The sequence below is a fragment of the Anaerotruncus massiliensis (ex Togo et al. 2026) genome (assembly GCF_030825285.1).
Classification (GTDB): domain Bacteria; phylum Bacillota; class Clostridia; order Oscillospirales; family Ruminococcaceae; genus Anaerotruncus; species Anaerotruncus massiliensis.
The window spans coordinates 73851-94159 of record NZ_JAPJQF010000001.1 but is presented as its reverse complement, the minus strand read 5'-3'; the positions used below and the strand labels follow the sequence as shown (position 1 = coordinate 94159).

Annotated in this window: 23 protein-coding genes; 18 read left to right on the top strand and 5 right to left on the bottom strand. The window is 67.9% G+C overall.

Going from position 1 to position 20309, the window contains the following annotated elements; genetic code table 11:
• Positions 1-101 precede the first annotated feature (101 nt).
• The 4 genes from RCI06_RS00460 to RCI06_RS00445 form a co-directional block, all read right to left on the bottom strand.
• The gene (locus RCI06_RS00460; protein WP_302822546.1) at positions 102-932 is read right to left on the bottom strand and encodes a hypothetical protein; all 831 of its coding nucleotides are present in this window, start codon (positions 930-932) and stop codon (positions 102-104) included.
• Positions 926-1627, bottom strand: coding sequence for an ABC transporter ATP-binding protein (locus tag RCI06_RS00455; protein ID WP_121585550.1), 702 nt, complete (start codon positions 1625-1627; stop codon positions 926-928). Before RCI06_RS00455 ends, RCI06_RS00460 begins: the two co-directional genes overlap by 7 nt.
• The gene (locus tag RCI06_RS00450; RefSeq protein WP_101550491.1) at positions 1628-1999 is read right to left on the bottom strand and encodes a GntR family transcriptional regulator; all 372 of its coding nucleotides are present in this window, start codon (positions 1997-1999) and stop codon (positions 1628-1630) included.
• Between the two features lie 139 nt (positions 2000-2138).
• Entirely contained in the window at positions 2139-2627 is a 489-nt protein-coding gene (locus tag RCI06_RS00445) for an amidase domain-containing protein (RefSeq protein ID WP_101550493.1), read from the bottom strand.
• 172 nt (positions 2628-2799) lie between these two features.
• Between RCI06_RS00445 and cbiD the strand changes: the two genes are divergently transcribed.
• The 18 genes from cbiD to RCI06_RS00355 are packed head-to-tail and all read left to right on the top strand — an operon-like array spanning position 2800 to position 19029.
• Positions 2800-3942 carry a cobalt-precorrin-5B (C(1))-methyltransferase CbiD gene (gene cbiD / locus RCI06_RS00440; protein WP_306573583.1) on the top strand — a complete coding sequence of 381 codons (1143 nt, stop codon included), beginning with the start codon at positions 2800-2802 and terminating at the stop codon, positions 3940-3942.
• The gene (gene cobI / locus RCI06_RS00435) at positions 3939-4625 is read left to right on the top strand and encodes a precorrin-2 C(20)-methyltransferase (RefSeq protein ID WP_306573582.1); all 687 of its coding nucleotides are present in this window, start codon (positions 3939-3941) and stop codon (positions 4623-4625) included. The genes cbiD and cobI overlap by 4 nt, the downstream gene beginning before the upstream one ends.
• Before the next feature lie 7 nt (positions 4626-4632).
• The gene (gene cobM, locus RCI06_RS00430; protein ID WP_306573581.1) at positions 4633-5388 is read left to right on the top strand and encodes a precorrin-4 C(11)-methyltransferase; all 756 of its coding nucleotides are present in this window, start codon (positions 4633-4635) and stop codon (positions 5386-5388) included.
• A complete protein-coding gene (locus RCI06_RS00425) occupies positions 5385-6419 on the top strand; it encodes a cobalt-precorrin 5A hydrolase (protein WP_306573579.1) in 1035 nt (344 codons plus the stop codon). Before cobM ends, RCI06_RS00425 begins: the two co-directional genes overlap by 4 nt.
• Positions 6416-7147, top strand: coding sequence for a precorrin-3B C(17)-methyltransferase (cobJ, locus tag RCI06_RS00420; protein WP_306573577.1), 732 nt, complete (start codon positions 6416-6418; stop codon positions 7145-7147). The genes RCI06_RS00425 and cobJ overlap by 4 nt, the downstream gene beginning before the upstream one ends.
• A complete protein-coding gene (cobK, locus tag RCI06_RS00415) occupies positions 7140-8387 on the top strand; it encodes a precorrin-6A reductase (RefSeq protein WP_306573576.1) in 1248 nt (415 codons plus the stop codon). Before cobJ ends, cobK begins: the two co-directional genes overlap by 8 nt.
• A 22-nt stretch (positions 8388-8409) precedes the next feature.
• A complete protein-coding gene (gene cbiE / locus RCI06_RS00410) occupies positions 8410-9603 on the top strand; it encodes a precorrin-6y C5,15-methyltransferase (decarboxylating) subunit CbiE (protein ID WP_306573575.1) in 1194 nt (397 codons plus the stop codon).
• Positions 9600-10967 (top strand): cobyrinate a,c-diamide synthase, encoded by a 1368-nt coding sequence (locus RCI06_RS00405; RefSeq protein WP_306573574.1) that lies wholly within the window; start codon positions 9600-9602, stop codon positions 10965-10967. The genes cbiE and RCI06_RS00405 overlap by 4 nt, the downstream gene beginning before the upstream one ends.
• Positions 10968-10972: 5 nt before the next feature.
• Entirely contained in the window at positions 10973-12031 is a 1059-nt protein-coding gene (cobT, locus tag RCI06_RS00400) for a nicotinate-nucleotide--dimethylbenzimidazole phosphoribosyltransferase (protein WP_306573573.1), read from the top strand.
• A gap of 9 nt (positions 12032-12040) precedes the next feature.
• The gene (locus RCI06_RS00395) at positions 12041-12562 is read left to right on the top strand and encodes a bifunctional adenosylcobinamide kinase/adenosylcobinamide-phosphate guanylyltransferase (RefSeq protein WP_306573572.1); all 522 of its coding nucleotides are present in this window, start codon (positions 12041-12043) and stop codon (positions 12560-12562) included.
• Positions 12559-13332 carry an adenosylcobinamide-GDP ribazoletransferase gene (locus RCI06_RS00390; RefSeq protein ID WP_306573571.1) on the top strand — a complete coding sequence of 258 codons (774 nt, stop codon included), beginning with the start codon at positions 12559-12561 and terminating at the stop codon, positions 13330-13332. The genes RCI06_RS00395 and RCI06_RS00390 overlap by 4 nt, the downstream gene beginning before the upstream one ends.
• On the top strand, positions 13329-13721 hold the full coding sequence (locus tag RCI06_RS00385; RefSeq protein WP_306573570.1) for a bifunctional adenosylcobinamide kinase/adenosylcobinamide-phosphate guanylyltransferase: 393 nt from the start codon (positions 13329-13331) through the stop codon (positions 13719-13721). Before RCI06_RS00390 ends, RCI06_RS00385 begins: the two co-directional genes overlap by 4 nt.
• The gene (locus tag RCI06_RS00380) at positions 13718-14323 is read left to right on the top strand and encodes a histidine phosphatase family protein (protein ID WP_306573568.1); all 606 of its coding nucleotides are present in this window, start codon (positions 13718-13720) and stop codon (positions 14321-14323) included. Before RCI06_RS00385 ends, RCI06_RS00380 begins: the two co-directional genes overlap by 4 nt.
• Complete coding sequence (cbiB, locus tag RCI06_RS00375; RefSeq protein WP_306573567.1) at positions 14316-15287, top strand: adenosylcobinamide-phosphate synthase CbiB; 972 nt, start codon at positions 14316-14318, stop codon at positions 15285-15287. The genes RCI06_RS00380 and cbiB overlap by 8 nt, the downstream gene beginning before the upstream one ends.
• Before the next feature lie 10 nt (positions 15288-15297).
• Entirely contained in the window at positions 15298-16350 is a 1053-nt protein-coding gene (locus RCI06_RS00370) for a histidinol-phosphate transaminase (RefSeq protein ID WP_101550520.1), read from the top strand.
• 2 nt (positions 16351-16352) lie between these two features.
• Positions 16353-17852, top strand: a complete 1500-nt coding sequence (locus RCI06_RS00365; RefSeq protein ID WP_306573566.1) for a cobyric acid synthase — start codon at positions 16353-16355, stop codon at positions 17850-17852.
• A complete protein-coding gene (locus RCI06_RS00360; protein ID WP_306573564.1) occupies positions 17849-18376 on the top strand; it encodes a cob(I)yrinic acid a,c-diamide adenosyltransferase in 528 nt (175 codons plus the stop codon). The genes RCI06_RS00365 and RCI06_RS00360 overlap by 4 nt, the downstream gene beginning before the upstream one ends.
• Before the next feature lie 8 nt (positions 18377-18384).
• Positions 18385-19029, top strand: a complete 645-nt coding sequence (locus RCI06_RS00355; protein ID WP_306573562.1) for a precorrin-8X methylmutase — start codon at positions 18385-18387, stop codon at positions 19027-19029.
• Between the two features lie 60 nt (positions 19030-19089).
• Here RCI06_RS00355 and RCI06_RS00350 read toward each other — a convergent pair whose 3' ends face one another.
• Positions 19090-20289, bottom strand: a complete 1200-nt coding sequence (locus RCI06_RS00350; protein WP_306573560.1) for an LL-diaminopimelate aminotransferase — start codon at positions 20287-20289, stop codon at positions 19090-19092.
• Positions 20290-20309: the final 20 nt, after the last annotated feature.

Sequence of the window (20309 nt, the reverse complement as noted above, 5' to 3'; positions counted from 1 at the left end):
TTTTTAGGGTTTGGGGGGCGTTATTGCTGGCGGGGTGTGGGCGCCAAAATACCAGCCGCCCCCAAACCCCCGGTGGCGCCGCTTCTTGTGAGAGGGGGAGATCATTCGAGGTTGAGCCTGTGGGAGAGGATGTAGTTGGTCAGGATAAAGTAGACGACCGAGAAGATGACCGTGATGATGAGGGTCGGGATCACGATCATATGCATCGCGCCGACGAATTCCCGCGCGAAATCGTAGGCCCCGTAGCCGAACTGGTAGGCCCCGTAGCTGCCGTAGGGGATCGTGTGGTCGTAGATGCGCCCAACCAGGGAAAAATAGAGGTTGGTGATGATCTGCTCGACGATGCTCAGCCCGATATAGGCGCCGAAGGCGGTGAGCACCCGGTGCTTGCCGACGAGATGGCCGATCGAGATGGCGGCGTAGATCATGAGCACGCTGCCGATCGTGCCGATGAGCATCAGGAAGACGAACTCGAAGAAGAGGGTGACCTCGCTGATGCCGACATAGTGCGCCAGGAAATCGGACAACTGGCGGAGGAACTCGGGGATCTCCCGAAGCAGATCCAGGCTGAACGCCATGATGAAGACCGACAGGACGGTGACGAAGGTGCAGATGACCAGCCACATGATCGAGACGATCAGCTTGCTGGCGATCAGCTGCCAGGTCCGGACGGGCAGGGTGAACATGAGGTAGCCCTCGTCGCGCAGGAGGTTCTTGTAGAACCGCTGGATCATGACGACATAGACGAGCACGAAGAGCGCGATGATGAGGATGACGTAGAGCATCATGGTCAGCACGGCCGCGAAGTCGGGGATGTCGTTGAAGTTGAAAAAGATGTTGTTGAGGATCGCAAGGAGCAGGATCGCGCCGAACACCGGCAGGAAGAGCCGCGCGGTGGCGCGGATTTCGTATTTGAGCAGTTTTTTCAGCATCTGAATACCTCCCGGAAGAGCGCGTCGACCGACATGCCCTTTTCCTCGCGGATCTGATCGACCGAGGAAACCATGATGATCTCGCCGCGGCTGATGAAAATGACGTCCTCCAGCACCTGCTCGATATCGGTGATGAGGTGGGTGGAGATGATGATCGTCGCGTTTTCATTGTAGTTGCCCAGGATGGTGTTCAGGATGTAGTCGCGCGCCGCGGGGTCGACGCCGCCGATCGGCTCGTCGAGCAGGTAGAGCTGGGCCTCCCGGCTCATGACGAGGATCAGCTGGACCTTCTCCTTGGTGCCCTTGGACATCGTCTTGAGCCGGTCGTTGGGGTTGATGTTCAGGCGGCTGAGCATGTCATATGCCTTGGCCTCGTTGAAATTTGTGTAGAAATCCCGGAAGAAGGCGATCAGGTCGCGGACCTTCATCCAGTCGTTGAGGTAGGTGCGTTCCGGCAGGTAGGAGACGACCTCCTTGGTGTCCGGCCCGACCGGGAAACCCGCGATCGAGAGATCTCCGAGGGAGGGGGTCAGCAGGCCGTTCGCGAGCTTCATAAAGGTGCTTTTGCCGCTGCCGTTGGGCCCGAGCAGGCCGACGATCCGGCCGCGCCCGACGTTCAGGTTGATTTGATTGAGCGCACAGACTCCGCTTCCGTAGAACTTGGTGAGCCCATGGCATTCCAGTATGGTGTCCACTTATCTTACCTCCTCGGCCGCAGCGGATTCCACAAGCGCCACCGTCTGGGGCGTGGTGAATCCGAGCGCGCGCATTTTTTGGAAAAAGGCATCGATCTGTTCCTGTGCGAGGGCTTTTTTTGCCGCCTCGATCAGCCCCGTATCCTCCGTGATGAACCGGCCGCTCGTGCGCTGGGTATAGAGCAGCCCGTCCCGTTCCAGCTCGGAGAGCGCCCGCTGCATCGTGTTGGGGTTTACGGCCGCTTCGGCGGCCATGTCCCGAACGGAGGGCAGGCGTTCTCCCGGGCGGTAGAATCCGGAGATAATGCGCAGCTTGATCTGTTCGATCAGCTGCGCATAGATCGGGCGGTCATTTTTCAGCTCCCACGTCATTGTGTTCAGCTCCTGTCCCGATAGAATTGTATTAATAACCTAACACAATAATACGATACCATTTCCAATTTGTCAACCCCTAATTTGGAAAAAGAAGAACCCCGCCCCGCGAAAACGGGGCGGGATTCGGGGGAATCGCTCACCAGCGGCGCGCCCCTTCGATATGGATGCCGCGCGCCTGCGCGTAGACATAGCTTGAGAGGGGGCGGCGGTAGGCGTCGAAGGTGTGGGTGGACACGAGGATGTCGTCCCCTGTGACTTCCGTCACAAAGAGGGAGTGGTACCATTTGTCCGACGCGTCGCCGAGCTGGATGAGATCTCCCCGCTCCAGCTCCTCGAGCGCCGCCGCCCGGCCGTAGGGCCCGACCGAGCGGTTGCCCGTCAGAAAGCGGTAGAGATAGGGCACGCCGCTCCAGGCGGCGGCGCGGTCGGAGGCGGAATTGTAGTACCAGCCGGTATCGCGGGTGAAATTCATGACGCCCGTGCCCGCGTAGAGGCACTGGGAGACGAAGCTGGTACAGTCGCCGCCCATGCCGTCGAAGCTGATGTAGCGCGGATTGCGGGAAAACGCCCATTTTTCGGCATAGGCGGCGGCCTTGGACCGGTCGTAGGGGATCTGGGTGGGCATAGGGATCGCTCCTTTCCATGGTACAGTATATGCAGTTGACTTTTTGCCGGGATTCCTTTAAAATTTAAACGACGAAACGCATCCAGTTGGCAGGACCGTGCCATCCGAAAGCAAGCTGCCGCCGGATGGTTTTTTTAATGTTCCGGGCCGATCGAAAAAGGAGGGACGCGCCGTGGGCTTCGACCGATATGTGCTGAGCGGCGGGAAACGCCTGCGGTGCGGCTTTACGACCGGTTCCTGCGCGGCGGCGGCGGCGAAGGCCGCCGCCATCGCCCTGCTGGCGGGGGAGGCCCCCGCGCGGGTGGAGATCGGGACGCCGGAGGGCGTCCGGCTCGACCTGCCGGTGGAGAGCTGCGTGCTGGGACAGGGCTTTGCCCGGTGCGCCGTGCGCAAGGACGCGGGCGACGATATCGACGCGACCGACGGCGCGCTCGTCTGCGCCGAGGTGCGCCTCGGCGGGGAGGAGATCGTGGTCGACGGCGGCGAGGGGGTCGGGCGGGTCACCCGCGCGGGCCTCGAGCAGCCGGTGGGCGCGGCAGCCATCAACCGCGTCCCGCGGCTGATGGTCGCGCACGAAGTGCGCGGCGCGCTCGAAGAGCGCGGCTGCCGCGCCGGGGCGGCGGTCGTGATTTCGGTCCCCGGCGGGGCCGAAATCGCGGCGCGGACCTACAATCCGCGGCTTGGGATCGAAGGGGGGATCTCGATCCTCGGGACGACGGGCATTGTCGAGCCGATGAGCGAGGCGGCGCTCGTGGATACGATCCGGGCCGAGCTGAAGGTGCTTCGCGCGGCGGGAAGCGGTCCCGTGCTCGTGACCCCCGGCAGCTACGGGGAGAACTTCTCGCGGGACGCGCTCGGATTGAGGGCTTCCCGAGCGGTGCTCTGCAGCAACTTCGTAGGCGAGACGCTCGACTGCGCCGCCGTCCTCGGCTTTGAGGGGGTGCTGCTTGTCGGTCATCTCGGCAAGTTCGTGAAGCTCGCGGGCGGCATCTTCCAGACGCACTCCAGCGTCGCGGACGCGCGCATGGAGATTCTGGCGGCGCACGCCGCGCTGGCCGGCGCGGATTCCGCGCTGACCGGAGAGTTGCTCGGCTGCGCCACGACCGACGCGGCGGCCGACCTGCTGGACGCGGCGGGGCTTCTGTCCCCGGTGATGCGTTCGGTGACGGAACATGCGGAAAAGCAGGTCAAACGGCGCGCCGGGGAGCTTTCGGCGGAACTGGTGATCTACACCAACGCGCGGGGAATCCTGGGGCAGAGCGGGGGAGCGGCAGAAATGCTGAAACGGCTGAGGGAAACGGAGGCGGCAAAATGAACGGGACACTCTACGGCGTGAGCGTCGGGCCGGGCGACCCGGGGCTCATCACCGTCCGGGCGGTGGAGGTGATCCGCGCCTGCGGCGTGATCGCGGTGCCGCGCTCGTCGGGCGGAGCGGAGCGGGTCGCGCTCGGGATCGCGGAAAACGCGGTGCCCGAACTTGGCAAAAAGGAGCTCGTCGAGCTTTCGATGCCGATGACGCGCGACCCGGACAGGCTCGAGGCCGCCCGCGTCGCCGCGGTGGAGTCATTGGCGGCGTATCTGCGCGCGGGAAGGGACGTCGCCTTCCTGACGATCGGGGACGTGACCGTCTATTCCACCTACGGCTACCTGCATGAGCGTGTAAAGGCAATGGGCTTTCCGGCGGAGATGATCGCCGGGGTGCCCTCCTTCTGCGCGGCGGCCGCCCGTCTGGGGGAGCCGCTCACCGACGCGGCAAAGCCCCTGCACATCATCCCCGCGCCCTACGAGGGCTTGGAGGAGGCGCTCGGCCTGCCGGGGACCAAGGTGCTGATGAAATCGGGAAAGTACTTCGGGGAGGTGCGGCGGCTACTCGCCGGGCGCGGCGTTGACGCCCGGATGGTCGAGCGTTGCGGGCTTTCCGGCGAACGGGTCTACCGCTCGCTTGCCGGCGCGCCCGAGGACGCGGGTTACCTTTCGATCATCGTGGTAAAGGAGTGACGGCCTGATGGTGCATTTTGTGGGGGCGGGCTGCGGCGCGCCCGACCTGATCACCCTGCGGGGACACCGGCTGCTGTCCGAGGCGGATGTCGTAATCTACGCGGGTTCCCTTGTGAACCCCGCCCTGCTCGAGGCTGTCAAGCCGGGCTGTGAAATCCATGACAGCGCCGGGATGACTTTGGAAGAGGTGTTCGCGGTCATGCGGGCCGCCGAGGCCGGCGGGAAGACGACGGTGCGCCTGCACACGGGCGACCCCGCGCTCTACGGCGCGATCCGGGAGCAGATCGACCTGCTGAAGGAAGCGGGCATCCCCTACGACGTGACGCCGGGGGTCAGCGCCTTCAGCGGCGCGGCGGCCGCGCTCGGCGTGGAATATACGCTGCCCGGCGTCTCCCAGTCGGTCGTCATCACCCGGATGGCGGGCCGCACGCCGGTGCCCGAACGGGAGGAGATCGCCTCCTTCGCCGCCCACGGCGCGACGATGGTGGTCTTCTTGAGCGCGGGCCTGCTGCCCGCGCTGCGGGAGCGGCTGCTCGCGGGCGGATACCGGGAGGACACGCCCGCCGCGATCGTCTATAAGGCGTCGTGGCCGGATGAAAAATGCGTGGCCGGCACGGTCGGCAATCTGCCCGCGATGGCAAGGGAAAACGGCATCACCCGCACGGCGCTCATCCTGGTGGGGGAGTTCCTCGGTGAACAGTACGACCGCTCAAAGCTCTACGACCCCGCCTTTTCCCACGGCTTTCGGGAGGCGGAACAATGAAGCTCGCGATCGCGGCGTTTACCGGACGGGGCGCGGAGCTGGCGAACCGGCTGGCGGAAGCTCTAGCGGATGCGGGGAGCCCCCCGCCCGAGGTCGCGGTTTTCGGGCGCGCGGGGGACTCCGGACGGAGCCTGCGCGACTGGACGGAAAGGGTGTTTTCCCACGCCGGCGGCATCGTGTTCGTCGGCGCGTGCGGCATCGCGGTGCGTGCGGTCGCGCCCTTCGTCAGGGACAAATTGACCGACCCGGCGGTCGTCGCGGTCGACGAACGGGGAAAATACGCCGTGGCGCTGCTGTCGGGGCACGCCGGGGGAGCGAACGCATTGGCGGCCAGGGTCGCCGATGCGGCCGGCGGAACGCCGGTCGTCTCCACCGCCACCGACCTCGCCGGGATTTTCGCCGTGGATGTGTGGGCGGCGGAGCGTTCGCTTCATCTCGGTGAGCGGGCGCTCGCCAAGGAGGTTTCGGCGGCGCTGCTTGCCGGAGAGACGGTCGGCTTCGCGTGCGACTTTCCCGTTGCGGGCGCGCTTCCCGCTGGGCTGGCGGACGGCTCCGCCGCGCTGGGAATCTGCGTCACGCTCGACGCGGCAAAGGAGCCCTTTCCGCGCACCCTGCACGCCTTTCCGCGCGTCGTGACGGTCGGGGCCGGCTGCCGCAGGGGCATTTCCGCGGAAATGTTCGAGCGGGAAATCCTCGAGGCGCTCGGCGATGCCAGGATTCCGCTCGCGGCGGTCCGCCAGCTCGCGACGATCGACCGCAAGGCGGAGGAACCCTGTATCCTGGCGTTCTGCGAAAGGTACGGCCTGCCGCTCGCGGCCGCCTCCGCGGAGGCGCTTTCCGCCCTCGAGGGGGAGTTCACACCGTCGGAGTTCGTGCGCGGGACGGTGGGCGTGGACAACGTCTGTGAACGCGCGGCGCTTTACGCGTCGCGGGAAGGGCGCGTCATCATGAAAAAACATGCTGCGGGCGGCGTGACGGCCGCTGCCGCGGCGGACCGCTGGACCTGCGGGTTCGGGGAGGAAACAGGATGAAAAAGCTCTATGTCGTGGGGCTGGGCCCCGGCGACGAACAGAATATGACCGGCCGCGCGCTCGCGGCGCTCGAAGAGAGCGAGGTCATCGTGGGCTACACGGCCTATGTCGACCTCATCCGCGCCCGTTACCCGGAAAAGGCGTTCCTCGCCACCGCGATGCGCGGGGAGGTGGAGCGCTGCCGCATGGCGCTGGAGGCGGCCTGCGGGGGCAGAACCGTCGCGGTGGTGTCGAGCGGGGACGCCGGGGTCTACGGCATGGCGGGGCTCGTCTACGAGCTCGCGCAGGGGTACGACCCCATCGACATCGAGGTGGTGCCGGGCGTGACGGCCGCGTGCAGCGGCGCGGCGCTGCTCGGCGCGCCGCTCATCCACGACTTTGCGGTCATCTCGCTCAGCGACCTGCTCACCCCGTGGGAGTTGATTGAACGGCGGCTCGACGCGGCGGGCAGAGCGGACTTCTGCATCTGCCTTTACAACCCGGCGAGCCGCCGCCGCGCCGGCTACCTGCGGCGCGCGTGCGACATCCTGCTGCGCAGCCGCGCTCCCGAAACGGTCGCGGGGCTTGTGCGCAACGCGGGGCGGGCGGGGGAGTCCGCCCGCGTGCTGACCCTTGGGGAGCTGCGGGAGGCGCAGGCGGATATGTTCACGACTGTGTTTATCGGCAACTCCCAGACCAAGAAACTGAACGGCGGCATGGTGACGCCGAGGGGGTACCGGGATGCCTAATTTCTTTGTGTTTGCCGGGACCACCGAGGGCAGGCGGCTGGTGGAGTTTCTCAGCCGGTGCGAGGGGACGAACGTCTGCGCGGGGGTCGCCACCGAATATGGAAAGACCCTGCTCCCCGAGGGGGTGCAGGTCTTTGCCGAGCGGCTGGACGCGGAGGGAATGGCCTCCCTGCTTCAATCGCTGCGGTTTGACTGCGTGGTCGACGCGACCCACCCCTATGCCGCCCTTGCGACCGAAAATATCCGCGCCGCCTGCGCGGCGACCGATACCCGGTACCTGCGCCTCTCCCGGCCGTCGAACACGCCTGAGGGCTGCGTCTATGTCGAGAGCGCCGAGCGCGCGGCGGAGGTGCTCGCCGCCACGACGGGCAAGGTGCTGCTCACCACCGGCAGCAAGGAGCTGGACGCGTTCGTGCGGGTGCCGGGTTACCAGGAGCGCATCTACCCGCGGGTGCTGCCGACCGTCGAATCGGTGCAGCGGTGCCTCGCTCTGGGCTTCCGGGTGCAGAACGTCATTGCGATGCAGGGGCCCTTCTCCCGCGAGATGAACGGGGCCACGATGCGTCAGATCGGCGCGTCGATCCTGGTGACCAAGGAGTCGGGCGACGCGGGCGGTTTTTCCGAAAAGCTCGGCGCGGCGCGGGACGCGGGCGCGGTGGCTGTCGTGATCGGCAGGCCGCGCGAGGAGAGCGGCCTGCCCTACGAGGACGCGGTGGAGGCGCTCACCCGCGACTTTGCCCTGCGGCCGGCGGACGCGGAAGCGGAACCTGCGGCGTATTTTCCGCTCTTCTCCAGGCTGTCGAACTGCAAGATCGCGCTCTTCGGGGGCGGCGCGGCCGCCCTCTCGAGCGCTGCCGCGCTGCTGCCCTTCTGTCCGGGGCTTGTGGTGATCACGCCGCAGCCATCCGTCGAGCTCGAGTCGCTCGGCGTGCAGATCGTGCGGCGCGCCTACATGAAGGGGGACTGCGCGGGATGCCGGATCGTGATCGCCGCGACCGACAACCCCGACGTCGACCAGGCGATCTGCGAGGAGGCGCGCGCGGCGGGGATTCCCGCCGACGTGCCCGGTTCGCCCGAGCTGTGCGATTTTTATCTGCCCGCCCTGCTGCGGCGCGGCGGCGTGGTCGTCGGCGTGTCGGCGGGCGTGGACGAAAAGAAGCGCGCGCGGGAGATCGCGCGGGAGCTTTCCGGGCGGCTGGACCAGATCCTGCCCGGTCCGGAGGCGGACCATCGGGAGTGAACGGCGAGAGGAGGGGAACGCGGTGAAAGTTTACGTGATCGGGATGGGCGTGGGGAATCCCGCCCTGCTGACGGGGGAGGCGCTGGACGCGGCGAAAAGCTGCCGGGTGCTCGTCGGCGCGCGGCGTCTGCTGGAGGCGTTTCCCGGCGCCGCGCAGAAAATAGAGGCCTCCTCGCCCGCGCGGATGGCCGAGGCGGTCCGCGCGCACGAGGGCCCCGCGGGCGTGCTCGTCTCGGGGGACGTCGGGTTTTACAGCGCGGCGCGAAGCCTCGGGGCCCTGCTGCCGGAGGCCGAAATCCGATTTCTTCCGGGGATCTCCAGCTTGCAGTATTTCTGCGCGCGGCTGGGGACCGCGTGGGACGACGCGCGGGTCGTGAGCCTGCATGGACGCGACTGCGACTTCTGCGGGATCGCCGCGTCCAGCCCCAAGGTGTTCGCGCTGACGGGCGGCGAAAACAGCCCCGGCGCGCTCTGCGCCCGGCTTCGGGAAGCCGGGCTCGGCGCGGTGCGGGTGGAGGTCGGCGAACGGCTCTCCTACCCGGACGAGCGCGTCACGGGCGGGAACGCGGCGGAGCTCGCGGGACGGGCGTTCGACCCGCTGAGCGTCATGCTGGTGCGGAACCCGGACGCGCGGCCGCTTCCGGCGGCCCATGGCCTGCCGGACGGCGCGTTTTTGCGCGGCGGGACGCCGATGACCAAAGAGGAGGTCCGCGCCGTCTCGGTCGCGAAGCTGCGCCTGCGGCGGGGGATGACTGTCTGGGACGTGGGCGCCGGCACCGGCTCGGTGAGCGTCGAGATCGCGCGGGTGCTCAGGGAAGGCGCGGTCTATGCCGTCGAACGGGAGCCGGATGCGCTCGCGCTGATCGAACAAAACCGCGCGAAATTCGGCCTTTGGAACCTGCGCCCGGTGGCGGGGAGCGCGCCCGGCGTACTGGGGGAGCTTCCCGCGCCCGACGCCGTCTTCGTCGGCGGCTCGTCGGGGAACCTCGCGGAGATCGTCGGCGCGGCGCTCGAAAAAAATCCCGGCGCGCGGATCGTCGTGAACGCCGTCACGCTCGAGACGGTCACGGAGGCGCTCGGCTGCTTCGGGCGGCTTTCCCTGCGGGCGCCCGACGCGGTGCAGCTTTCGGTCTCCCGCGTGCGGGAGGCCGGGCATTACCACATGATGCAGGCCCAGAACCCCGTGTGGGTCCTGAGCGCGGGAGGGAGCGAATGACGGTCCGGTTTCCGCGCCTGCTGGTCGCCGCGCCCGCGAGCGGCAGCGGCAAAACGACGGTCACCTGCGCGCTGCTGCGCGCGCTGGCCGGGCACGGCCGACGGGCGGCCGCGTTCAAGTGCGGGCCCGACTACATCGACCCGATGTTCCACCGGGAGAGCGTCGGCGCGGCCTATTCCGCCAATCTCGACCTCTTTCTTTCCGACGGGGACACGGCGCGCCGCCTGCTTGCGAAGGGCGCGGAGCATGCGGATATCGCCCTCATCGAGGGCGCGATGGGCTATTATGACGGGATTGCAGTTTCGTCCGACGCGTCGGCCTACGCCGTCGCCCGCGCGACCGGTACGCCCGTCCTGCTCGTCGTCTCCTGCCGGGGGATGGCGGCCTCCGTTGCCGCACAGGTCAGAGGCTTTACAGGCTACCGGCCCGACGCAAACATCGCCGCGGTGCTGCTCAATCACCTTTCCGCCGCGCGCTACCCCGAAGTAAAGGCGCTCGTCGAGCGGGAATGCGGCGTCCCGGTCGCCGGGTACCTGCCGCCGATGCCCGGCTGCGCGTTTGAAAGCCGCCACCTCGGCCTCGTGACCGCCGGGGAGGCCGCGGAGCTCGGGCGGAAGCTGGACGAGCTCGCCGGGGCGCTGGAACGGACGGCGGACCTGCCGATGCTGCTCCAGATCGCGGAATCCGCGCCGCCGCTCTCCTATGAACCGCCTTGTCTGTCCCGCGTTGAGGGAAAGCCCCGGATCGCCGTGGCGCGGGACGCGGCGTTCTGTTTCTACTACGAGGATACCCTTTCGCTGCTGCGGGAGATGGGGGCGGAGCTTACCTTTTTCAGCCCGCTTTCGGACGCGACGCTGCCGGAGGGCGCAGGCGGGCTGCTGCTCGGCGGCGGATACCCCGAGCTGTACGCGGAAACGCTCTCCCACAACGGGCCGATGCGCCGCGTGGTCAGGGCCGCGATCGAGGGCGGGATGCCAGCCATCGCGGAGTGCGGCGGTTTTTTGTACCTGCACCGGAGCCTTGAGGATGCGGACGGGAACGCCCATGCGATGGCGGGCGTGATCGCGGCGGAGGGTTTCCGGACCGGGCGGCTCGGGCGGTTTGGGTATGTGACGCTCACCGCGCGGGAGGAGAACCTGCTCTGCGGCGCGGGAGAGACGCTGCGCGCGCATGAATTCCACTATTGGGACAGCACCGGCCCGGGCGCCGCCTTTGCGGCACAAAAGCCGCAGAGCTCCCGCGGCTGGGACTGCGTACACGCGGGGAGGACCCTCTACGCGGGGTTCCCGCACCTCTATCTGGCGGGCGCGCCAAAGGCTGCCGAGCGCTTTCTGCGCGCGGCTGCCGACTACCAAAGGGGATGAGACGGATGAATCTGGAAGAAGCACTCAGGCAGATTACCCCGCCCGACGAACGGGCCGGGCAGGAAGCAAAGGCGCGGTGGGACAGCATCGCAAAGCCGCTCGGGAGCCTCGGGCTGCTGGAGGAGGCGGTCATCCGCATCGCGGCGCTCACCGGAAGCGCGCGGGTGGCGCTGGACAGGCGCTGCGCGGCCGTCTTCTGCGCCGACAACGGCGTGGTCGCCGAGGGCGTGACCCAGACGGGCAGCGAGGTGACCGCCGTCGTGGCGGAGAACTTTACGCGCGGGGAGGCGAGCGTCTGCGCGATGGCGCGCGCCGCGCGCTGCGACGTGATTCCCGTGGACATCGGCGTCGCGCGCGACCTGTCGGGAGAGGGGCTCGTCGTCCACAAGCTCGGCTACGGGACGGGCAACATCGCCCGCGGCCCCGCGATGACGCGGGAGCAGGCGCTCGACGCGCTGTCCTTTGGGATTTCCCTCGTGGGGGAACTGAAGCAGAAGGGCTACCGGATCATCGCCACGGGGGAGATGGGCATCGGCAACACCACGACGAGCAGCGCGGTGACCGCCGCGCTCCTCGGCCTTCCGGCCGAGGAGGTGACGGGGCGCGGCGCGGGACTCACGAGCGAGGGGCTCGCCCATAAGATCAAGACGGTCGAGCGCGCGCTCGTCGTCAACCACCCCGATCCGAACGACGGCGTCGACGTGCTCGCCAAGGTGGGCGGCTTCGATCTCGCGGGGCTGGCGGGCGTCTTTCTGGGCGGCGCGGTCCACCGCGTGCCCGTGCTGATCGACGGGTTCATTTCGGCGGCGGCGGCGCTGGCCGCGGCGCGCATCTGCCCCGCCGTGAAAAAGGCGATGCTCGCCTCCCATCTCTCCGACGAGCCCGCGGCGGCGCTGGCGCTCGGCGCGCTTGGCCTGCGCCCGCTCATCACGGCGGGCATGTGCCTCGGCGAGGGGACGGGCGCGGTGGCGGCGCTGCCGCTTCTCGACATGGCGCTGGCCGTCTACCGGGAGATGAGCACCTTCCGGGAGATTGAGATCGACGCCTACCAGCCGCTCAGTTAGGTGGGCGGGGTGCTGACGCTGATCATCGGCGGGGCCGCGAGCGGAAAATCGGAATATGCCGAGCATCTCGCGGCGGCGGCCCCCGGGCCGCGCGTCTACCTCGCCACGATGCGCCGCCACGACGCGGAGTGCGAGGCGCGGATCGAAAAGCACCGCGCCGCCCGCGCGGGGCGCGGATTTGTCACCTGCGAGCGGGAGGCCGGCCTTTCGGGGCTGGCGCTCCCGGCCGGGACCCGGACGGTGCTGCTGGAGGACCTCGGCAATCTCGCCGCCAACGAGCTCTACGGCGGCGCGGGGGAGGGGGCGTTTGACGCGGCGCTCGCGGGGATCGACGAACTCTGCGCGCGGGCCGCGCGGGTCTATGTCGTCTCCAACGAGGTCTTTTCCGACGGCGCGCCCTACGACCCCGGCACGCGGCGCTATATCGAACTGCTCGGCGCGCTCAACCGGGCGCTTGCCGCGCGGGCGGACCGGGTCGTGGAGGTCGTCTGCGGGATACCGCTCATCTGGAAGGGAGGAACAACGGAATGAAGAATCTGCTGCGCTCGCTGGCGATGGCCTTTTCGATGTATTCCATCCTCCCGGCTCCGCGCGTCGAATGGAAAGCGGAGAACATGCGTTACGCCTTCTGCTTCTTCCCGCTGATCGGCGTCGTGATCGGCGCGGCGGAATTCGGCTGGCTGTGGCTCTGCCGCCTCTTTGGCGTCGGGCCGGGGCTGACCGCCGCCGTCGCCACGGCGATCCCCGTCCTGCTCTCGGGCGGCATCCACCTCGACGGGTTCTGCGACACCTCCGACGCGCTCGCCTCCCACGCCCCGGCCGAACGTAAGCTCGAGATCATGAAGGACCCGCACATCGGCGCCTTCGGCGTGATGGCCTGCGTCCTCTGCCTGCTGCTCACCTTCGGCCTGTGGACCCAGTACCGCTTTCATCCGCGCACGGCGGGGATGCTGGCATTGGGGTTCGTGCTCTCCCGGTCGCTCAGCGGGCTCACGGTCGTCTCGATGCGCTGCGCCAAGCCGGGCGGGCTGGCCGCCCTCTTTTCGGAAAACGCCGCGAAGGGGCGGGTGCGCGTTCTGCTGGCGGCGCTGGCGCTCCTCTGCGCCGCCGCGATGCTGGCGCTTTCCCCGTCGGCGGGCGCGGCGGGCCTGCTCGCGGCGCTGGTGGTGCTGCTGCACTACCGCTGGCTCGCCTACCGCTGCTTTGGCGGGATTACCGGCGACCTCGCCGGGTATTTTTTGACGGTGTGCGAGGCGGCGATTCTCGCGGCGGTCGTTCTTTTTGAGGGGGTGCTGCTGTGAAGCTGGTGATCGGAGGCCGCGCGCAGGGAAAGTGCGCGCTCCTGCTCGCGCGGGAGGGGCTGTCACCCGCCGACGTGTGCGACGGGGAGACCTGCCCGCTCAACCCGCCGCCCGAAACGCCCGTCATCAATCACGTGCACCTGCTGGCGCGGCGGCTGCTCGAGGCGGGGCGCGACCCGGTGGAAATTCTGGCGCGCTATGCCGACGCGCACCCGGACGCGATCTTTATCAGCGACGAGGTCGGCTGCGGCGTGGTGCCGCTCGACCCGTTTGACCGCGCATGGCGGGAGGTGGCGGGGAGAGTCTGCTGCATGCTCGCGGAGAAAAGCGGCACCGTCCTGCGCGTCTATGCGGGCATTCCGGCGGTCATCAAGGGGGGAGAGGCGTGAAGATCATTTTCATCCGTCACGGCCCCACCCCGGGGAACCTCGCGCGCCGCTATATCGGGAGCACCGACGAGCCGCTCGCGCCCGGTGTCCTGCCGGGCTGCCCCGCCCCGGCGGCGGAGCGGGTCTACGTGAGCCCGCTGCTCCGCTGCCGCCAGACGGCGGCGCTCCTCTATCCCGCCGTAGCGCCGGTAACGGTGCCCGACCTGCGCGAATGCGACTTCGGCGCGTTTGAAAACAAGAGCTATGAGCAGCTTCAAAACGATCCCGCCTACCGCGCGTGGATGGACGACCGCACCGGGACGCTCGCGCCGCCCGGCGGGGAGGACACCGCCGCCTTCCGGCGGCGGTGCTGCCGCGCCTTTTCGGAGATCGTGGATGGCTGTCTTACGGACGGCGTCTCCTCGGCGGCGTTCGTCGTGCACGGCGGCACGATCATGGCGGTGATGGAGCGGTTTGCCGAGACGGATTCCCCGCGCGGCTTCTACGACTGGCAGCCGGAAAATTTCGGCGGCTGGGCCGCGTGCACGACGCGGGAGCTCTGGCGGGACCGCCGGGTCCTCACCGGCGTGCGGAAACTGGGGGAGGGCGCCGCCGATGCTTGACCGGGTGATCGCCATCGGGCTGGGGTTTCTGCTCGACGCGGCCTTGGGGGACCCGCACGGATTCCCGCATCCCGTTCGGTGGATCGGGCGGCTGATCTCCGCGCTGGAAGAATTCCTGCGCGCCCGTTTCCCCAAATCACCGCGCGGCGAACGGACGGCGGGGCGGCTGCTCGCCCTGCTGACCGTCCTCATTTCGGCGGGCGCGGCGTGGGGGCTGCTGTGGTTTTCGCGGCGCCTTCTGGGCCGGTGGGCCGCACTCGCGGTGGAGACGGTCTTCTGCTACTGGCTTGTCGCCGCGCGCTCCCTGCGCGACGAGAGCATGAAGGTCCACGCCGCGCTTGCGGCGGGCGACCTGCCCGGCGCGCGGCGGGCCGTCTCGATGATCGTCGGGCGGGACACCGCCATGCTCTCCGAAGAGGGGGTCGCCAAGGCGGCGGTCGAGACGGTCGCGGAGAACACGGGCGACGGGGTCGTCGCGCCGCTCTTTTTCCTCGCGCTCGGCGGCGCGCCGCTCGGCTTCCTCTACAAGGCGGTCAACACCCTCGACTCGATGGTCGGCTACAAAAACGACCGCTACCGGGAGTTTGGACGCTGCTCCGCGAAGCTCGACGACCTTCTCAACTGGATTCCCGCGCGGCTTTCCGCGCTCCTCATGATCGCGGCCGCCGCCCTCTGCGGGCTTGACGCGCGCGGCGCGGCGCGCATTTGGCGGCGGGACCGCCGAAACCACCAGAGCCCCAACAGCGCGCAGACCGAGGCGGCCTGCGCCGGCGCGCTGGGGGTGCGCCTCGCGGGGGACGCCTGCTACGGCGGCGTACCCGTAAAAAAGCCCACGATCGGCGACAGCCGCCGCGCCGTGGAGCCGGAGGACATCCGGCGGGCCAACCGGCTGATGTACGGGACCTCCCTGCTGGCACTGGGGATGTTCCTCTCGGTAAAAATACTGATTTTATACCATCTATAAAGGAGAACACATGGACAGACAGCTTCACGGCGGCGATACCTACGGGCATCCGTCCGCGCTCGACTTTTCCTCCAACACAAGCCCGCTCGGGCTTCCGGAGAGCGTCCAAGCGGCGCTTGCCGGTTCGGTCGGCGACTGGGACGGCTATCCCGACCCGCTCTGCCGCGACCTGACGGCGGCGATTGCGGCGGCGGACGGAGTGCCCGCCGCGTGGGTCCACTGCGGCAACGGCGCGGCAGACCTCATCTTCCGCGTGGCGCAGGCGTTAAGGCCCCGCCGCGCGCTCACGCTCGCGCCCACCTTTTCGGAGTACGAATACGCCCTCGCGGCGGCGGGGTGCGAGACGGCCTTCCATCCGCTGCACGAGAAGGACAACTTCGCGCTGACCGACACGATCCTGGGCAAGCTGAGCCCCGCGCTCGACCTCGTGATGCTCTGCAACCCCAACAACCCCACCGGCCAGCCCGCCGACGGGGAGCTGCTGCGCCGCATCCTCAAAAAATGCGCCGACTGCAAGATCACGCTTGTGGTCGACGAGTGCTTTGTGCCCTTCCTTGACGAGCCGGAGGCGCACACCCTCAAGGGAGAGCTCGCGGCGCATGGGAATCTCATCCTCCTGCGGGCGTTCACCAAGCTCTACGCGATGGCGGGCCTGCGGCTCGGCTATCTGCTCTGCGCGAACCCTGAGACGATCGAGGCGGTCTGCGCCTGCGAGCCGCCGTGGAACGTCTCGCTGCCCGCGCAGACGGCGGGGATCGCCGCCCTCGCGGACGGGGAGTACGTCTCCCGCGTGCGGGAGGTCGTCAAGGCGGAGCGGAAATACCTCGCCGGGGAGCTGCAAAAGCTCGGCCTGCGGGTGCTTGGGTCGCGGGCGAACTACCTCTTCTTCAAGTGCAACGCCTGCCGCGACCTCGACGCGCTGCTCGAACAGCGCGGCATCCTCATCCGTCCGTGCGGCAATTTCCGGGGACTGGACGAGCGGTTTTACCGCGCGGCGGTCAAGACGCACGCGCAGAACGAGCGGCTGGTCGAGGCGCTTACGGAGATTTTGAAGGGGGCGTAGGCTTGGCGAAGGCGATCATGGTGCAGGGGACCTCGTCGGGCGCGGGCAAGAGCCTGCTGGCGGCCGCGCTCTGCCGGATCTTCCGGCAGGACGGCTATTCCGTCGCGCCCTTCAAATCGCAGAACATGGCGCTCAACTCCTTCATCACCGACGAGGGGCTCGAGATGGGCCGCGCGCAGGTGGTGCAGGCCCAGGCGGCGGGGATCGCGCCGTCGGTGCGCATGAACCCCATCCTGCTCAAGCCCTCCTCCGACACCGGTTCGCAGGTGATCGTGAACGGCGAGGTGCTCGGCGACATGAGCGCCGCCGAATATTTTAAAAGGAAGCGGGAACTCGTCCCAAAGGTCGTGGAGGCGTATGAATCGCTCGCGGCGCAATACGACGTGATCGTACTTGAGGGCGCGGGCAGCCCGGCGGAAATCAACCTCAAGGCGGAGGACATCGTCAACATGGGCATGGCGCGGCTTGCCAAGGCGCCCGTCCTGCTGGCGGGGGACATCGACCGGGGCGGGGTGTTCGCCTCGCTGGCGGGCACCGTCCTGCTGCTGGAACCGGACGAGCGCGCGATGGTGCGGGGGCTCGTCATCAACAAATTCCGCGGCGACCGGGAGATTCTGCGGCCGGGGCTCGACCAGATCGCGGACATCACCGGCGTGCCGGTCGTGGGCGTGGTGCCCTGGCTCGACGTTGACATCGACGACGAGGACAGCCTCTCCGAGCGGCTCACGGGCCGCGGCGGCCCTGCGCTTGTCGACATCGCGGTCGTGCGCCTGCCCCGCATCGCCAACTTCACCGATTTCGCCCCGCTCGAGCGGATCCCCGGCGTCTCGGTGCGGTATGCCGCGTCGCCTGCCGCGCTGGGAAATCCCGACCTCATCGTCCTGCCGGGCAGTAAGAACACGATGGAGGACCTTCTGTGGCTGCGGCAGAACGGGCTGGAGGCCGCCGTCAAAAAGCACGCGGCGGCGGGCGGCGCGGTGCTGGGCATCTGCGGCGGCTACCAGATGCTCGGCGAGCGCCTCGCAGACCCCGACGGGGTCGAGCACGGCGGGACGCTCTGCGGCCTCGGCCTGCTGCCCGTCCGGACGGTGTTCGCCAAAGAAAAGACCCGTACCCGCGTGACGGGCCGCTTTGAAAGGGCGGAAGGGATTTTTTCCGGGCTTTCGGGCGCGGCGTTCGAGGGCTACGAAATCCACATGGGCCGCACGGAGCGGGACTGCCCGCCGCTGATGGAGCTGCGTACCGGGCGGGGAGAAGGGAAGCCGGACGGCGCGTCGCGCGGGAATGTCTGCGGCAGCTATGTGCACGGGCTCTTCGACAGCGGCGAGACCGCCGCCGCGCTGGTGTGCTGCCTCTGTAAGGCAAAAGGGCTTGACACATCCGATATCGCGGCCGTCGATGCGAAGTCCTACCGGGAGGCGCAGTACGACAAGCTCGCGGCGGCGGTGCGGGAGAGCCTCGACATGGGCGCGGTCTACAAAATTTTGGAGGAAGGCATATGAACGAGGGACTCATCCACATCTACTGCGGGGACGGCAAGGGCAAGACGACCGCCGCGATCGGGCTTGCGGTGCGCGCCGCCGGACGGGGCATGCCGGTGCTGATCGCGCAGTTTCTAAAGGGGAGGGAGAGCGGCGAGCTGCACGCGCTCGCGAAAATCCCCGAAATCACCCTTCTGCGCGGCAAGGCGGGTGACAAGTTCACCTTCCAGATGGACGAGCGGGAGCTCCAGCAGACCTACGACGAGAACAGCAAGCTCCTGCTTTCCGCCGTGGAGGCGGCGCGGGCGGGGGATTGCAGGCTGCTGGTCCTCGACGAGATCATGGGGGCGCTCTCGACCGGGACGGTGGACGCCGACCTGCTGCGCAGCTTTGTCGAGCGAAAGCCGGCGGAACTCGAGCTGGTCCTCACCGGCCGCAACCCGCCCGGCTGGCTGGTCGAGGCGGCCGATTACGTCTCGGAGATCCAAAAGCGAAAACACCCCTTCGACCGGGGAATTCCCGCGCGCGAGGGAATCGAACTGTGAGGGACGCCATGAAACGAGAACTGGAACATCTGCTGCCCGCCGACATCGAGCGGCGCAGCTTCGAGATTATTTCGGCGGAGCTGGAGGGGCGGGGGATCGCGCTTTTGGAGGAGACGGCCCCCATCGTCAAGCGGGTCATCCACACGACCGCCGACTTCGATTACGCGGAAAGTCTCGTCTTTTCGCCCGGCGTTGTGGAGACGGCGCGCGCCGCACTGCGCGCGGGCGCGGCCGTCGTGACCGACACGCAGATGGCGCGCGCGGGGATCAACAAGACCTCCCTCGCCCGGTTCGGCGGGGAGGTCCGCTGCTTCATGTCCGACCCGGACGTGGCCGCCGGGGCAAAGGAAAACGGCACGACCCGCGCCGTCGCGTCGATGGACAAGGCCTCCGCGCTGCCGGGGCCGCTCCTCTTCGCGGTCGGCAACGCCCCCACGGCGCTCATCCGCCTCTGCGAGCTCGTTTCCGATGGAAATCTACAGCCCGCGGCGGTGATCGGCGTGCCGGTGGGGTTTGTGAATGTCGTCGAGGCCAAGGAGCTGCTGCTCGAAAGCGGTGTCCCCTGCATTGTCGCGCGAGGGCGCAAGGGGGGCAGCAACGTCGCCGCCGCGATCATGAACGCCCTGCTCTACGGAATGGAAGGCGGCCGGTAAACACATAAAAAAAGGGGCGCGGAACCGCTTTGGTTCCGCGCCCCTTTCTGCATTGGCGGATTATTTGAGGATCGTCTTGAACCGCTCCATCGCTTCGGCGGTCTGCTCCCGGCTGGAAAATCCGGTGAGGCGGAAATACCCCTCGCCGTTGACGCCGAAGCCCGCGCCCGGCGTGCCGACGACGGCGGCGTTTTCGAGCAGGTAGTCGAAGAACTCCCACGACTTCATGCCGTTCGGGCACTCCATCCAGATGTAGGGGGAGTGGATGCCGCCGAAGTAGCGGATGCCCAGCTCGGAAAGGGTGTCGGCGATGAGGCGGGCGTTCGCCTTGTAGTAGCCGACCATCTCGCGCGACTGGCGCACGCCCTCGTCGGAGAAGACGGCGGCCGCGCCGCGCTGGATGATGTAGGAGACGCCGTTGAACTTGGTGGTCTGCCGGCGGAGCCACATGCGGTTGAGGGAGAGCGTCTCGCCGTCGGGGGCGCGCATCGTCAGCTCCCTGGGCACCACGGTGTAGGCGCAGCGGGTGCCGGTGAAGCCGGCCGTTTTGGAGAGGGAGCAGAACTCGATCGCGCATTTCTTCGCGCCCTCGACGGCGAAGATGCTGCGGGGGAGGCTGTCGTCCCCGATGAACGCCTCATAGGCCGCGTCGAAGAGGATGACCGCTTTGTGTTCGAGCGCGTAGGCGACCCACGCCTTCAGCTGGTCGAGGGTATAGACCGCACCGGTCGGGTTGTTGGGGGAGCAGAGGTAGATGAGGTCGGCGTGGATGTCGGGATTGGGCATCGGCAGAAAGCCGTTTTCAGCGTTGGCATTGAGGTAGAGCACCTCGCGGCCGTCCATGACGTTGGTGTCGACGTAGACGGGGTAGACGGGGTCGGGGATGAGCACGACGTTGCCGACGTCAAACAGGTCGGTGATATTGCCGACATCGCTCTTCGCGCCGTCGCTGACGAAAATCTCGTCCGGGTCGAGGGAGACGCCGTGCCCGGCGTAATAGCCCTGAATGGCGCCGCGCAGGAAATCGTAGCCCTGCTCGGGGCCGTACCCGTGGAAGGAGGCGGCGTGCGCCATCTCGTCGACCGCGCCGTGCAGGGCGGAGACGACCTCGGGCATGAGCGGGAGGGTCACGTCGCCGATTCCCATCCGGATGATCTTTTTGTCGGGATGCGCCGCCGTAAAGGCGTTCACCCGCTTTGCGATATCGGAAAACAGGTAACTCTCCTTGAGGTTCTGGTAGTGTTCATTGAGCTTTGGCATCGTTCATCACTCCTGTTGAG

Bases quoted from the DNA above. Each gene is read 5' to 3' on its own strand.
- RCI06_RS00460 (WP_302822546.1), bottom strand. From the start codon at position 932: ATGCTGAAAAAACTGCTCAAATACGAAATCCGCGCCACCGCGCGGCTC.
- RCI06_RS00450 (WP_101550491.1), bottom strand. From the start codon at position 1,999: ATGACGTGGGAGCTGAAAAATGACCGCCCGATCTATGCGCAGCTGATC.
- RCI06_RS00445 (WP_101550493.1), bottom strand. From the start codon at position 2,627: ATGCCCACCCAGATCCCCTACGACCGGTCCAAGGCCGCCGCCTATGCC.
- cobI (WP_306573582.1), top strand. From the start codon at position 3,939: ATGAACGGGACACTCTACGGCGTGAGCGTCGGGCCGGGCGACCCGGGG.
- cobM (WP_306573581.1), top strand. From the start codon at position 4,633: ATGGTGCATTTTGTGGGGGCGGGCTGCGGCGCGCCCGACCTGATCACC.
- RCI06_RS00425 (WP_306573579.1), top strand. From the start codon at position 5,385: ATGAAGCTCGCGATCGCGGCGTTTACCGGACGGGGCGCGGAGCTGGCG.
- cobJ (WP_306573577.1), top strand. From the start codon at position 6,416: ATGAAAAAGCTCTATGTCGTGGGGCTGGGCCCCGGCGACGAACAGAAT.
- cobK (WP_306573576.1), top strand. From the start codon at position 7,140: ATGCCTAATTTCTTTGTGTTTGCCGGGACCACCGAGGGCAGGCGGCTG.
- RCI06_RS00405 (WP_306573574.1), top strand. From the start codon at position 9,600: ATGACGGTCCGGTTTCCGCGCCTGCTGGTCGCCGCGCCCGCGAGCGGC.
- cobT (WP_306573573.1), top strand. From the start codon at position 10,973: ATGAATCTGGAAGAAGCACTCAGGCAGATTACCCCGCCCGACGAACGG.
- RCI06_RS00390 (WP_306573571.1), top strand. From the start codon at position 12,559: ATGAAGAATCTGCTGCGCTCGCTGGCGATGGCCTTTTCGATGTATTCC.
- cbiB (WP_306573567.1), top strand. From the start codon at position 14,316: ATGCTTGACCGGGTGATCGCCATCGGGCTGGGGTTTCTGCTCGACGCG.
- RCI06_RS00370 (WP_101550520.1), top strand. From the start codon at position 15,298: ATGGACAGACAGCTTCACGGCGGCGATACCTACGGGCATCCGTCCGCG.
- RCI06_RS00360 (WP_306573564.1), top strand. From the start codon at position 17,849: ATGAACGAGGGACTCATCCACATCTACTGCGGGGACGGCAAGGGCAAG.
- RCI06_RS00355 (WP_306573562.1), top strand. From the start codon at position 18,385: ATGAAACGAGAACTGGAACATCTGCTGCCCGCCGACATCGAGCGGCGC.
- RCI06_RS00350 (WP_306573560.1), bottom strand. From the start codon at position 20,289: ATGCCAAAGCTCAATGAACACTACCAGAACCTCAAGGAGAGTTACCTG.